Below are 13,763 nucleotides of genomic sequence, written 5' to 3'. Positions count from 1 at the left end.
GGTGGCATTCCGCAACGACTGTTGGGCAATAGACATTGCGCAAGAGTTGTTGCGAATGTCATCCTGTCGGCATGGACAGCTCTGACGTACGCCAGATCACCGACTCCCGGGTGCTGGCCGCCATGTCCCACCCGCTGCGCCGCCGGCTGATGGACGTGTTCAAGGTCCACGGGCCCTCCACCGTCGGGCTGCTCGCCGAGCGCACCGACCAGGCCCCCGCGAACGTCAGCCACCACCTCAAGGTCCTCGCCGCCGCCGACCTGGTCACCGAGGCGCCCGAGTTGGCCCGGGACCGGCGCGAGCGGTGGTGGCGCCTGGTCACCCGAGGGCTGCGCTGGTCCAACGCCGACTTCGACGCCGACCCGGCCTCCCGAGCGGTCGCCGACGCCGCCACCTCGCTCAACCTGGACCGGCACGTCGCCCTGGCCCGGGCCTGGCACGCCGCCGACGAGAGCACCCAGGCCACCTGGAACGACGCGCCGTTCTCCACCGACCACTGGCTACGCCTCACACCCGAGGAACTGGCCGAGCTGAGCCGCGAGATGATCGACGTCCTCGCGCGCTGGGCCGACCGGGAGCTACCCGACGACGACGCCGACCGCAGGCCGGTCTTCGTGTTCGTCCACGGCGTACCGGCCCGACCGTGACCACCGCCACCCGCGGCGCCACCACCGACGTCCGGCCGCCCGGCGGGCTGCTGCGGCACCGCGACTTCCGGCTGCTCTGGGCCGGCCAGGCGGTCAGCAGCGTCGGCAGCAACGTCACCACTGTCGCGCTGCCACTGGTCGCGGTCGCCGTCCTCGACGCCGGCACCTTCCAGGTGGCGGTGCTCACCGCCGCGGCCTGGCTGCCCTGGTTGCTGATCGGCCTGCCGGCCGGCGCGTGGGTCGACCGGCTGCCCCGCCGACCGGTGATGGTGATCTGCGACCTGCTCTGCGCGGTGGCCTTCCTCAGCGTGCCGCTCGCCGCACTGCTGGGCCGGCTCACCGTCGTGCAGCTGCTGGTGGTCGCCCTCAGCGCCGGCGCCGCCCGGGTCTTCTTCGAAACCGCCGACCAGGTCTACCTGCCGGTGCTGCTGCGACCCGGGCAACTGCCGGAGGGCAACGCCAAGCTCCAGGCGACCCAGACTGTGAGCTACGTCGTCGGACCCGGCCTCGCCGGTCTGATCGCCCAGCTCACCGGCGCCGTCGCCGCGCTGCTGCTGGACGCGCTCACATTCCTGCTCTCCGCGGTGTTCCTACTGCGCATCCGCACCCGCGAACCACGCGTACGCCCCTCGGAGCGGTCCCGATCGCTGCGCCGGGACATCACCGAGGGGCTGCGCTTCGTCATCAGGGACCCGTACCTGCGGGTGCTCACGCTCTTCGGCGCGGCCAGCAACATCGGGCTGACCGGCTACCAGGCCGTCCTGGTGGTCTTCCTGGTCCGTGAACTGCGGCTCGAACCGGGCCTGGTGGGTGGCCTCGTCGGGGTGATGAGCGCCGGCGGGATCATCGGCGCGCTACTCGCCACCACTGTGGCCCGGCGCTGCGGCACCGCACGGGCGCTGCTGATCGCGGCGGCGCTCACCGGCCCGCCCGCGCTGCTCATCCCGCTCGCCGCACCCGGCGTCGGGCTGGCCTGGCCAGCCCTCGGCGGCCTGCTGATCGGTCTCGGGGTGGCCATCGGCAACGTGGTCAAGGGTGCCTTCCGGCAGACCTACACGCCGCACCACCTGCTGGGCCGGGTGACGGTGAGCATGCATCTGCTCAACTACGGCACGATCCCGTTGGCGGCCGTGCTGGCCGGTGCCATCGGCGCGCGTTACGGCGTCCAGACGGCAATTGTCGTGATGACCGCCTGGCTGGCGTTCACCCCGTTGATTCTGCTGGTAGGGCCAATCCGGAGGCGGCGGGACCTGCCCGCCGCCCCGGCGGCGTCTTGAGTGCGCTGCGACGGCGGCCGGAGACCGGCCGCCGTCACCGGCACGGAGCTACATCGGGCGGACGTTGTCCGCCTGCGGACCCTTCTGCCCCTGGGTCACCTCGAACTCGACCTTCTGGCCCTCGTTGAGCTCCCGGTAGCCGCTCGAAGCGATGGCGGAGTAGTGGACGAACACGTCCGGCCCTCCACCGTCCTGCTCGATGAAGCCGAAGCCCTTTTCCGAGTTGAACCACTTAACCGTGCCGGTTGCCATGCATCTCTCCCTGTTCAAAGCGGCTGACCCTCGGCCTCTGGCCGATGATCGCCCGTACCTGTTCGACAGTAACGGGCAAAACCCCGATCCGCTGGCCGAAGTGCCGTAGGTATTTGACTGAACTCGGGTGAACTCTGCGCGGCGGCATGCGAAACGCGCCCCGACCAACCGCCGCTGGGGCATGCTTGCGCCGATGAGGGATGCCGCAGCCGACGCGCTGACCGAGCTGGAACGCGAGATCCACGCACCCGGCGCCGGTCTGGACCGGCTCCGGTTGATGCCCACCCCGTTCGTCCCCGAGGTGCGGTTGCACCTGGCCGAGGACGCGATCGTCTGGTGGGCCCGGATGGAGGCCGCCGCCGGGCACGCGCTGCCGGCGCCGTACTGGGCGTCCGCCTGGGCCGGAGGACAAGCCCTGGCCCGCCACCTCCTGGACCACCCGGAGCTGGTCGCCGGCCGCCGGGTGCTCGACCTCGCCGCCGGGTCCGGACTGGTGGCCATCGCCGCCGCGCTCGCCGGCGCCGCGGAGGTGATTGCCAACGACATCGACCCGTACGCCGTCGCCGCCGTCAACCTCAACGCGCGGGCCAACCACGTCGCCGTCGACGCCACCGGGGACGACCTGCTCGACAGCACCGAAGCGAAGGTCGACCTCGTCGTCGCCGGAGACGTCTTCTACGACCGCGCGATGGCCGACCGGATGCTGCCCTTCCTGCAGCGGGCCGCCGCCGCAGGTGCCGACGTGCTGGTCGGCGACCCCGGCCGCGGGCACCTACCGACGGACCGCCTGACCGTGCTGGCCGACTACCCGGTGCCCACCACCGAACCGTCGGTCGACTCGTCGCTACGCCACGTGCAGGTGCTTCGCCCCGCCTGAGGCGGACCCCGACTCAGGGGCGACCCCGAGGCGGATACCAGGGGTCACTGGGGGCTACGACCCGATGTCCGAAGTGGCGCTACGGCCATAGCGTCAAGGCATGACGCAATGGCTGGCCCAGATCGGAGAACTACCGATCCTGCTGCTGATGGGTGCGCTCGGGCTCGTCATGCTCTTCGACGCCGTACCCCTGCTGGGTGTCCTGGTCCCCGGCGACGTCGCGATCCTCGCCGCCGTCGGCGTCGGCCGCCCGAGCACCGGGCTGGCCACCTTCACCGCGGTGCTGATCGGCTGCCTGGCCGGCTGGTCGCTGAGCTTCCTGGTCGGCCGTCGCTACTCCGACCGACTGCGCGACAGCCGCGTCGGTGGCTGGATCGGCGAAGCCCGCTGGACAGCGGCCGAAGGAATCCTGCGTCGCGGCGGCGGCCGGATGATGATGGTCGCGCCGTTCCTGCCGGTCTTCAACGCGCTGCTGCCACTAGCCGCCGGCGGGCTGCGGATGTCGTACCGCCGATTTCTCGGCTGCGCGACGATCGGCGCGGCCGCCTGGGCCGGTCTCTACCTCGCCCTGGGCACCGCGTCACGGTCGGTGGCCGGGTTGCTGCCGGGCGACCCCAGCCCGCTGCTGGTCACGATGGGGGTCGGGCTGGTGCTGGCTTCCGTCGCGTTGCTGGGGGCGCGGCGGCGGTTGTTCTCCGTCGTTGGCTGAGTTGTCTTCGTGCCGGGGGGCACGGGGGTGTGGGGGCGCTTGGAGCCGGGTTGCGGGTGGGTGGGGGCTGGGGCCCGCGCCGTGCCCGGCTCTGGGGCCGGGTTGCGGTGGGTGGGGGCGGGGGTGCCGCCGCCGTCGGTGTGGTTTGATCTTGGTGGTTCCTGGTCGACGTCGGGTCTTCTGTTCGGTGGTGGGGTCGGCTGTTTACCAGCCTCTGGCTTTCCACTGGGGGAGGGCGGGGCGCTCGGCGCCCAGGGTGCTGTCCTTGCCGTGGCCCGGGTAGAACCAGGTGTCGTCCGGCAGCTGCTCGAACAGCTTGTGCTCGACGTCACCGATCAGCGCCGCGAAGCGCTCCGGGTCCTTGTCGGTGTTACCCACCCCACCGGGGAAGAGACTGTCGCCGGTGAACAGGTGCGGGCTGCCGGCCGGGTCGCGGTAGAGCAGCGCGATAGAACCCGGGGTGTGCCCCTTGATGTGGATGACCTCCAGCGCGCAGTCGCCGACCGCCACTGTGTCGCCGTCGGTCAGCCGCTCCGACTCGATCGGCAACCCCGACGCGTCCTCGGCGTGCACCAGCGCCCGGGCGCCGGTCTTGGCGACGACCTCCTCCAACGCCACCCAGTGATCCATGTGCTGGTGGGTCGTCACCACGGCGGTGAGCCCACCGTCACCGATCAGTTCGAGCAGCCGGGGCGCCTCGTTGGCGGCGTCGATCAGCACCTGGTCACCGGTGCCCGTGCAGCGCAGCAGGTAGGCGTTGTTGTCCATCGGACCCACCGACAGCTTGCTGATGGTCAGCCCGTCCAGCTCCCGAACCGCCGGTGCGCCGCCGTGCGTGACGTCTCCGCTGTATGTCATGACGTTTCTATATCCATTCCGGTGGAGTAGGCAGGGGACCGTCAGGGGTGACGGAGAGCAGGGCGCCGTCGGCCCGGCCGATCAGCCAGGCGGCGACGTCGGGGGCGGGGCCGGCGACGATCGGGGCGTCAACGCGCTCCCCGATCACCACCTCATGCTCGCTGCCGTCGAGGCGCAGCACGATCGACGGTGGTGTCGGCCCCGTGGCGTGATGACTGGCCGCCTCTCGCAGCAGACGGTGGGCGAACGTCTCCGACCAGTCCGCGGCCCGGTAGTCGGCGGCCAGATCGAGGTGGTGCACCTCGATCTCCCGCAGCCGACCCCACACCAGCAGCGCCGCCGGCCACGGGCCCTTACGCGCCTGCACAGTCGCCGCCCAGGCGTCGGCCGGCATCGCCGCGACCGCCTCGGAGAACAGGTCCGCGGTGCGTCGCAGGTCGTCCAGGTGCGCGGCCGGTGGCCGGCCCGAACCGGCTTCGATATCCGCGGTGCGGGCGTCCAGCGAGGCGTACATCGGCAGCGCCGCCCCGGTGCGGGCCGCGGTGAGCAGGTTGACGAAGCCGTCGGCGTTGCGCGCCACGTGCGCCAGCACGTGGCCGCGCGTCCAGCCCGGCAGCAGCGACGCCGCGGCCAGGTCCGCGGTGTCGAAAGAAGCGGCGGTACGCAGTAGTCGGCTGGTGGCCGCGTCCACCTCGCCCATCAGCAACAGCGGATCCGTGGTCACCCGTCGACCCTAGCGGTCCGCCGTCGCGCCGTCGTCGGGGAAATCGCTTTCGGCGCGTCGGCGCGGGACCTACCGTCAGCGGCAGACGCGGCACCGGGACATCGGACGGAGGTGGTGATCATGCCGGACGTGGCACGCGTGTTCCGCCATCACCAGCTTCGACACCGATGAGGATGACATGACGATCGATCTGACCGCCCTCGGCTGGGACGCCGAGCGGACGGCGTACGCCGCGCGCCGCGGCGAGCACCAGCCGGGTCGGGTGGCCCGGGTGGACCGGGGGGTCTGCACGGTGCTCACCGCAGTCGGCCCGGTCCGGGCCAGCCTGGGTGGGGCGGTGCTGACCGTCGCCGCGCGCGACCCGTCCGCGCTGCCCTGCGCCGGGGACTGGGTGCTGCTCACCCACTGGCCGGACCGCCGCATCACAGTGGAGGTTGTGCTGCCGCGGCGAGGCGCGCTGATCCGGCGTACCGCCGGCAAGGACGCCAGCGGTCAGGTGCTGGCCGCCAACCTCGACGCCGCCGCCGTGGTGGAGCCGGTGCACCCCGAGCCGGACGTGGGCCGGATCGAGAGGCTGCTCGCCCTGGCCCACGAGTCCGGTGCCCGGCCACTTGTCGTACTGACCAAGGCGGACCTCGCGGCCGACCCGGCCGCGCTGGCCCGTCAGCTGGCCGCGGTCGCCCCCGGGGTGCCGGTGCTGCCGGTCAGCGCCGAACGTGGCCTCGGGCTGGAACCGCTGCGCGCCGAGGTGACGCCCGGCCGCACGCTCGGTCTGCTCGGCCCGTCCGGTGCTGGCAAGTCGAGCCTGGTCAACGCCCTCGTCGGGGCGGTGATGATGCCCACCCAGGCGATCCGGCGGGTGGACGGCAAGGGTCGGCACACGACCACCTGGCGGGCCCTCGTACCCGTCCCCGGTGGCGGTGCGGTGATCGACACGCCCGGTGTCCGGGCGGTCGGCCTGCTGGACGGCGCAACCGGGCTCGACCGGGCGTTCGCCGACATCGCCGGGCTGGCCGAGGGTTGCCGGTACGCCGACTGCGGCCACGACGGCGAGCCGGCCTGCGCGGTCCGGGAGGCGCTGCACACCGGCGAGCTCTCCACCCGTCGGTGGGAGAGCTGGCGGCGGCTGCAGGGTGAGGTGGCCCACGAGAGCCGACGGCGGGAGGCCCGGGTGGCGGCGGAGCGACGCGGCGGGTGGCGTTCGGCGCGGCGTCGGGCCGCGCGTCCGCCGGCACCCGGCGGCTTCTGACCGGGCGCTCGTAGGCCGCGCATGCGCGGGGTTGGTGGGCGGCGCTCTGGCGGGCTTGTGGGCGGTGCGTAAGCGGGGCTTCTGGGCGGCGCGGCCGACCGGGCTGAGCTGGGGGAATGTGCGGGCGAGGGAAACTGTCATACCTCGGGGCTAGAGTTGCCGAGGCGTGTTTTCCGCGCCCGCACGACCGCTCAAGACCACCCAGAGCGGGACAGATCCTTCGCTTCATCTTCTCCCGGGAGTACACGCACAGTGGCCGACCGACTGATCATCCGTGGCGCGCGCGAGCACAACCTGCGTGACGTCAGTCTCGACCTGCCCCGGGACGCACTCATCGTGTTCACCGGGCTGTCCGGGTCGGGCAAGTCGAGCCTGGCCTTCGACACGATCTTCGCCGAGGGGCAGCGCCGCTACGTCGAGTCGCTCTCGTCGTACGCCCGGCAGTTCCTCGGCCAGATGGACAAGCCAGACGTCGACTTCATCGAGGGCCTGAGCCCGGCCGTCTCGATCGACCAGAAATCCACCTCGCGTAACCCGCGCTCCACCGTCGGCACCATCACCGAGGTCTACGACTACCTGCGTCTGCTCTACGCCCGCATCGGTGAGCCGCACTGCCCGGTCTGTGGTGAGCGCATCTCCCGGCAGAGCCCGCAACAGATCGTCGACCGGGTCCTCGCGATGGCCGAGGGCACCAAGTTCATGGTGCTCGCCCCGGTGATCCGCGGCCGCAAGGGCGAATATGTCGACCTCTTCGCCGAGCTCCAGGCCAAGGGCTACGCCCGGGCCCGGGTCGACGGCGTGGTGCACCCGCTGACTGAGCCGCCGAAGCTCAAGAAGCAGGAGAAGCACACCATCGAGGTGGTGATCGACCGCCTCACCGTCAAGCCGAGCGCCAAGCAGCGGCTCACCGACTCGGTCGAGGCCGCCCTGGGCCTGTCCAGCGGCCTGGTCCTGCTCGACTTCGTCGACCTCCCCGAGGACGACCCGGACCGCGAGCGCCGCTACTCCGAGCACCTGGCCTGCCCCAACGACCACCCGCTCGCCATCGAGGATCTTGAGCCGCGGGTCTTCTCCTTCAACGCGCCCTACGGCGCCTGCCCGGAGTGCACCGGCCTGGGCACCAAGAAGGAGGTCGACCCCGAGCTGCTGGTCCCCGACCCGGAGCGCAGCCTGCGTGAGGGCGCCATCCAGCCCTGGTCCACCGGGCACAACCTGGAATACTTCCTGCGCTTGCTGGAGGCGCTCGGCGAGGCCCAGCACTTCGACATCGACACCCCGTGGCGGGCGTTGCCGGCGCGGGCGCAGAAGACGATCCTGCACGGCTCCGACGACCAGGTGCACGTGCGCTACCGCAACAAGTACGGGCGTGAGCGCTCCTACTACACCGGCTTCGAGGGCGTGGTGCAGTGGATCGAGCGCCGGCACTCCGACACCGAGTCCGAGTGGTCCCGCGACAAGTACGAGGGCTACATGCGCGACGTGCCGTGCGCGGCATGCGGCGGTGCCCGGCTCAAGCCCGAGGTGCTCGCTGTCACGTTGGCCGGCAAGAGCATCGCCGAGGTCTGCAACCTGTCCGTGGGGGAGTGCGCCGACCTGCTCGCCGGCATCGAGCTGACCGACCGGCAGAAGATGATCGCCGAGCGGGTCCTCAAGGAGATCAACGCCCGGCTGCGGTTCCTGCTCGACGTCGGCCTGGACTACCTCTCCCTGGACCGCCCGGCCGGCACGCTCTCCGGCGGTGAGGCACAGCGCATCCGGCTGGCCACCCAGATCGGCTCCGGCCTGGTGGGCGTGCTCTACGTGCTCGACGAGCCGTCGATCGGGCTGCACCAGCGCGACAACCACCGGCTGATCGAGACCCTGATCCGGCTGCGCGGGCTCGGCAACACGCTGATCGTGGTCGAGCACGACGAGGACACCATCCGCACCGCCGACTGGATCGTCGACATCGGGCCCGGCGCGGGTGAGCACGGCGGCAAGATCGTGCACAGCGGCTCGGTGCCGGCGTTGCTGAAGAACAAGGAATCGATCACCGGGGCGTACCTGTCCGGTCGTCGGTCGATCCCGACACCGACGGGCCGCCGCCCGCAGGATCCGGCCCGCGAGCTGGTGGTGCACGGCGCGCGGGAGCACAACCTGCGCAACCTGACCGTCTCGTTTCCGCTGGGCCAGCTGATCGCGGTCACCGGGGTCAGCGGCTCGGGCAAGTCGACGCTGGTCAACGACATCCTGTACGCGGTGCTGGCCAACCAGATCAACGGCGCCCGGCTGGTGCCCGGCCGGCACACCCGCGTCTCCGGGCTGGAGCACGTGGACAAGGTCGTCGGCGTGGACCAGTCGCCGATCGGCCGGACGCCGCGCTCCAACCCGGCCACCTACACCGGCGTCTGGGACCACGTCCGCAAGCTCTTCGCCGAGACCACCGAGGCGAAGGTGCGCGGGTACGGCCCGGGTCGGTTCTCCTTCAACGTCAAGGGCGGGCGCTGCGAGGCGTGCTCGGGTGACGGCACGATCAAGATCGAGATGAACTTCCTTCCCGACGTGTACGTCCCCTGCGAGGTCTGCAAGGGCGCCCGGTACAACCGGGAGACCCTGGAGGTGCACTACAAGGGCAAGACCGTGTCGGACGTGCTGGAGATGCCGATCGAGGAGGCTGCGGAGTTCTTCTCCGCCATCCCGGCCATCCACCGGCACCTGAAGACCCTGGTCGACGTCGGCCTGGGCTACGTCCGCCTCGGTCAGCCGGCGCCGACCCTCTCCGGCGGTGAGGCGCAGCGGGTCAAGCTCGCCTCCGAGCTGCAGAAGCGCTCCACCGGGCGGACGGTCTACGTGCTCGACGAGCCGACCACCGGTCTGCACTTCGAGGACATCCGCAAGCTGCTGATGGTGCTGGAAGGGCTTGTCGACAAGGGCAACACGGTGATCACCATCGAGCACAACCTCGACGTGATCAAGACCGCGGACTGGCTGATCGACATGGGTCCCGAGGGCGGCCACCGGGGCGGCACCGTGCTCGCCACCGGCACCCCCGAGGAGGTCGCCGAGGTGGCCGAGAGCCACACCGGCGAGTTCCTGCGCCAGGTGCTCAAGCTCGACGGCAAGGCCAAGGGTGCGGCTGCCGCCACCACCCGGGCCGCCAAGGCCAACGGCGTGACCAAGGCGCGGGCCAGCCGTAAGGTGCCAGCCGCCGCGCGCTGACCTCTCTGTGCGTGTACGCGGGGCGGGGCGGGTCGGTTGACGACCCGCCCCGCCCCATTTGCCGGGTCGGACGAGTACCGCGATGAACCATCCGGCACAGTTGCCCGTGTGGAGAAGTGTGGCCGGCTTTCGACCGGCAGCGGGCTAGAGAGAGGCGAGGCATGAGTGACGATCAGGCGCTGACCGGTCCGGGTACGCAGACACGTCGTACCCTGCTCACCGGCGTCGGGGCGGTCGGCGCGGCCGTCGTCCTGGCTGCCTGCGGCAGCGACGACGGCGGCAACGGCAGCGGCAGTGACGCACCCACCAGTGGTGGCCCCGCCGTGCCCAGCACCGGCGACGCCGGCGGCGGAGACCGGCAGAATGCCCAGTCGTTGGCCACCACCGCCGACATCCCGGTCGGAGGCGGCAAGGTCCTCGCCACCGACGGTGTGGTCATCACCCAGCCCACGGCGGGCCAGTTCAAGGGCTTCAGCCCGATCTGTACGCACCAGAACTGCCCGGTGACGAACGTCGACGGCGGCACCATCAACTGCACCTGCCACGGCAGCAAGTTTTCGATCGAGGACGGCTCGGTGAAGGCCGGCCCGGCCACCAAGCCGCTGCCGCCGAAGAACATCAAGGTCACCGGCGACCAGATCTCGTTGGCCTGATCCGACCCGGGGCCGGCGGGCTGGCCCGGCCGCCGCACGCTGACCGGCCGGCCGACCCGGTGTCGCAGGATCGACTCGCGTTTCAGGAAGTCGGGGTGTTGGCGGTGTGCCGACACCCCGACTTCCGAGACGCGGAGTGGATCACGCTTGCGATGGGCTGTCGGTGCTGCGGACTAGGCTTGTCGGCGTGGCTGACCCCTCGACCTACCGCCCCGCACCCGGCACCATCCCGGAGCTACCGGGGGTCTACCGCTTTCGCGACGGCACCGGCCGGGTGATCTACGTCGGCAAGGCGCGAAATCTGCGCAGCCGACTCAACTCCTACTTCGGCGACGTCTGGAACCTGCACGAGCGCACCCGGCAGATGGTCACCACCGCCGAGTCGGTGGACTGGATCACCGTCGGCACCGAGGTCGAGGCCCTCCAGCAGGAGTTCACCTGGATCAAGCAGTACGACCCTCGGTTCAATGTCCGCTACCGCGACGACAAGTCGTACCCCTATCTCGCTGTCACCCTCGACGAGGAGTACCCCCGGCTGCAGGTGATGCGCGGCGCCAAGCGCAAGGGCGTGCGCTACTTCGGTCCCTATTCGCATGCCTGGGCCATCCGGGAGACCCTCGACCTGCTGCTGCGGGTCTTCCCCGCGCGGACGTGCTCCGCCGGGGTGTTCAAGCGGGCCGGCCAGGTCGGTCGTCCCTGCCTGCTGGGCTACATCGGCAAGTGCTCAGCGCCGTGCGTCGGCACCGTCTCCGCCGAGGAGCACCGGGCCATCGTCGACGGGTTCTGCGACTTCATGGCCGGGCGCACCGACACCATGGTCCGCAAGATCGAACGTGAGATGACCGAGGCGAGCGAGCAGCTGGAGTTCGAGCGGGCCGCCCGGCTGCGCGACGACGTGGCCGCGCTGCGCCGGGCCATGGAGAAGCAGACAGTGGTGCTCGGCGACGGCACCGACGCGGACGTCGTCGCGTTCGCCGACGACCCACTCGAGGCGGCTGTGCAGGTCTTCCACGTCCGCGACGGCCGGGTCCGCGGCCAGCGCGGTTGGGTGGTGGAGAAGACCGAGGATCTGACCACCGGGGATCTGGTGCACCACTTCTGCACCCAGGTGTACGGCGGCGAGCACGGCGAGGCCGACGTGCCTCGCGAACTGCTGGTCCCCGAGTTGCCCGCCGACGCCGACGCGCTGGCCGAGTGGCTCTCCAATCACCGCGGCAGTCGGGTGTCGCTGCGGGTGCCGCAGCGTGGCGACAAACGCTCACTGATGGAGACGGTGGAGCGCAACGCCAAGGACGCGCTGGCCCGTCACAAGCTCAAGCGCTCCGGTGACCTGACCACCCGGGGCAAGGCACTGGACGAGATCAGCGAGGCGCTGGGCATGAGCACGTCGCCGCTGCGCATCGAGTGTTTCGACATCTCCCAGATCCAGGGCACCGACGTGGTCGCCAGCATGGTGGTCTTCGAGGACGGGCTGCCCCGCAAGAGCGAGTACCGGCGGTTCATCGTCCGGGGCGCCACCGACGACCTCTCCGCGATGTCCGAGGTGCTCCGTCGCCGCTTCGCCCGCTACCTGGACGCGAGGTCCGAGACGGGCGAGGTGGGCGTGGAGTCGGCCGACGATCCGGCCGCCCCCCAGGACGCGGTCGAACCGCAGGTCGGCGTCCTGATCGATCCGACCACCGGCCGGCCCCGAAGATTCGCGTACCCGCCGCAGCTGGTGGTCGTCGATGGCGGCGCCCCACAGGTCGCGGCCGCCGCGCAGGCCCTCGCCGACCTGGGCATCGACGACGTGGCCCTGTGCGGGCTGGCCAAGCGGCTGGAGGAGGTGTGGCTCCCGGACGACGAGTTCCCGGTCATCCTCCCGCGCACCTCGGAAGGGCTCTACCTGCTGCAACGGGTGCGTGACGAGGCGCACCGGTTCGCCATCACCTTCCATCGGCAGCGCCGCTCCAAGCGGATGACCGAGTCGGCGCTGGACCACGTACCCGGCCTGGGCGAGGTGCGTCGCAAGGCGCTGCTGCGGCACTTCGGCTCGCTCAAGCGACTTTCGGCCGCGACGGTCGAAGAGATCACCGAGGTGCCAGGGGTGGGGCGGCGCACCGCCGAGGCGATCCTGGCCGCACTCGACAAGGACACGAAGGCTGGCGACGGCGCCGAGGCGAAGCCCGGCACCTGAGCATCGTGCCCGCTCGCCCAGCCGATCGGCTCACGCTGGCTGTCCTTGCTCGCCCCTTGATGGGCGGTCGTGCCCCCATGATCGTGCTCGTTCCTGGATGTAGTGGCCTCGTGGCGCGGGGAGGGGCCTGTTTCCTGGATCGAGCACGATCTAGCGGCGGTTCGCACCGCGCTCTGCCCCCGCCTCGGCGAGCCCGGGGGCGGACAAACGGGGCAGACGGGCGTGATCCCACTCGGCTTTCATGATGTCGGGGTGTCCCCGGCGCCAGGACACCGCGATTTCCGTGAACCCGAGTCGATCACGCCGCCATGGCCGTGATGCCGGGTTCACAGGAGCGCTGACCTGCGTCGGGTCGATCCCGCGCGGCCCTGCCCCGAGTCGGGCCGGTCCGCACCGCGCACCAACCTCAGGCTGAACCGATCCGCGCCGTCCTGACCCCGAGTCCGGCCCGGTTCGGGGCGCGCGAACGGCGCAGATCGGCATGATCCACTCGGCTTTCATGAAGTTGGGGCATCCCCGCCACCCGGACACCGCGACTTTCAGGAACCCGAGTGGATCAGGCTGCCGTGACCGCCGTGTCGGGGTCACCGACCCGGGCAAGGTGGGTGATTTGCCGGGTTTGGTGTCGGGTGTCGGGTGGTCGGGGCCACCCCGGCGGCGGAATCGGCGGCCGGGCCGGATCGTTATACCCGGCAGACCACCGCAACAGTCCGGGTCATGGTGCGCCGGCCCCGCCGGGAACACCCGCCAGGCCGCCCCGGTTACATCCCCCGGACGCCCGAGCAGCACAACGGCCGGGCAGGGCAGCCGCCGGGAACACCCGCCGGGCCGCCCCGGTTACACCCCCCGAACGGCCGAGCAGCACAACGGCCGACCCCCGCGGGTAGGCGGAATGACCTGCCACCGCGAACGGTTACACCCTGTCCCGACGCCGACCCCCTCGTTGCGGGTCACCGGGCAAAAGCTTCCCCCGCACGGCACGCACCCCCCTGTACTGCCGTGCGGGCACCCCCGACGCCAGAGGAGCACGCCATCATGCGTACCGATCTGATCCGTAAGACCGCTCTGACCGCTGCTGGCCTCGCGTTCACCGGTGGGGCTATCGCCGGACCGGTGACCGCCGCGTACGCCGCGTCGGATGCC

11 protein-coding genes are annotated in these 13,763 nt (G+C 71.1%); 8 read left to right on the top strand and 3 right to left on the bottom strand.

Annotated features, from left to right (window positions below; genetic code table 11):
- The first annotated feature begins 71 nt into the window (after nucleotides 1-71).
- Nucleotides 72-647 carry an ArsR/SmtB family transcription factor gene (locus tag GUI43_RS28070; RefSeq protein WP_112588376.1) on the top strand — a complete coding sequence of 192 codons (576 nt, stop codon included), beginning with the start codon at nucleotides 72-74 and terminating at the stop codon, nucleotides 645-647.
- Nucleotides 644-1,924, top strand: a complete 1,281-nt coding sequence (locus GUI43_RS28065; RefSeq protein WP_112700148.1) for an MFS transporter — start codon at nucleotides 644-646, stop codon at nucleotides 1,922-1,924. The genes GUI43_RS28070 and GUI43_RS28065 overlap by 4 nt, the downstream gene beginning before the upstream one ends.
- Before the next feature lie 48 nt (nucleotides 1,925-1,972).
- Here GUI43_RS28065 and GUI43_RS28060 read toward each other — a convergent pair whose 3' ends face one another.
- Nucleotides 1,973-2,176, bottom strand: a complete 204-nt coding sequence (locus GUI43_RS28060; protein ID WP_007462771.1) for a cold-shock protein — start codon at nucleotides 2,174-2,176, stop codon at nucleotides 1,973-1,975.
- Nucleotides 2,177-2,369: 193 nt separating this feature from the next.
- On the opposite strand from GUI43_RS28060, the gene GUI43_RS28055 reads away from it, so the two are divergent.
- Entirely contained in the window at nucleotides 2,370-3,053 is a 684-nt protein-coding gene (locus GUI43_RS28055; RefSeq protein WP_309251467.1) for a class I SAM-dependent methyltransferase, read from the top strand.
- Between the two features lie 100 nt (nucleotides 3,054-3,153).
- Nucleotides 3,154-3,762 (top strand): DedA family protein, encoded by a 609-nt coding sequence (locus tag GUI43_RS28050; protein WP_112588370.1) that lies wholly within the window; start codon nucleotides 3,154-3,156, stop codon nucleotides 3,760-3,762.
- Between the two features lie 204 nt (nucleotides 3,763-3,966).
- Here GUI43_RS28050 and GUI43_RS28045 read toward each other — a convergent pair whose 3' ends face one another.
- A complete protein-coding gene (locus GUI43_RS28045; RefSeq protein ID WP_112700147.1) occupies nucleotides 3,967-4,620 on the bottom strand; it encodes an MBL fold metallo-hydrolase in 654 nt (217 codons plus the stop codon).
- A 7-nt stretch (nucleotides 4,621-4,627) separates the two neighbouring features.
- The gene (locus GUI43_RS28040) at nucleotides 4,628-5,344 is read right to left on the bottom strand and encodes a maleylpyruvate isomerase family mycothiol-dependent enzyme (protein ID WP_112603541.1); all 717 of its coding nucleotides are present in this window, start codon (nucleotides 5,342-5,344) and stop codon (nucleotides 4,628-4,630) included.
- A gap of 178 nt (nucleotides 5,345-5,522) precedes the next feature.
- On the opposite strand from GUI43_RS28040, the gene rsgA reads away from it, so the two are divergent.
- From rsgA to uvrC, 4 genes are all read left to right on the top strand, one after another.
- Complete coding sequence (rsgA, locus tag GUI43_RS28035) at nucleotides 5,523-6,593, top strand: ribosome small subunit-dependent GTPase A (protein ID WP_112700146.1); 1,071 nt, start codon at nucleotides 5,523-5,525, stop codon at nucleotides 6,591-6,593.
- 252 nt (nucleotides 6,594-6,845) lie between these two features.
- Entirely contained in the window at nucleotides 6,846-9,791 is a 2,946-nt protein-coding gene (gene uvrA / locus GUI43_RS28030) for an excinuclease ABC subunit UvrA (RefSeq protein WP_091408018.1), read from the top strand.
- Between the two features lie 161 nt (nucleotides 9,792-9,952).
- A complete protein-coding gene (locus GUI43_RS28025; protein WP_112588362.1) occupies nucleotides 9,953-10,444 on the top strand; it encodes a Rieske (2Fe-2S) protein in 492 nt (163 codons plus the stop codon).
- 187 nt (nucleotides 10,445-10,631) lie between these two features.
- Complete coding sequence (uvrC, locus tag GUI43_RS28020; protein WP_112700145.1) at nucleotides 10,632-12,620, top strand: excinuclease ABC subunit UvrC; 1,989 nt, start codon at nucleotides 10,632-10,634, stop codon at nucleotides 12,618-12,620.
- Nucleotides 12,621-13,763: the final 1,143 nt, after the last annotated feature.

The sequence above is a fragment of the Micromonospora noduli genome, from assembly GCF_003264365.1.
In the GTDB taxonomy this organism is placed as follows: domain Bacteria; phylum Actinomycetota; class Actinomycetes; order Mycobacteriales; family Micromonosporaceae; genus Micromonospora; species Micromonospora noduli.
Note: the sequence above shows the minus strand (reverse complement) of the source record. Positions and strands in the feature narration are given on the sequence as shown.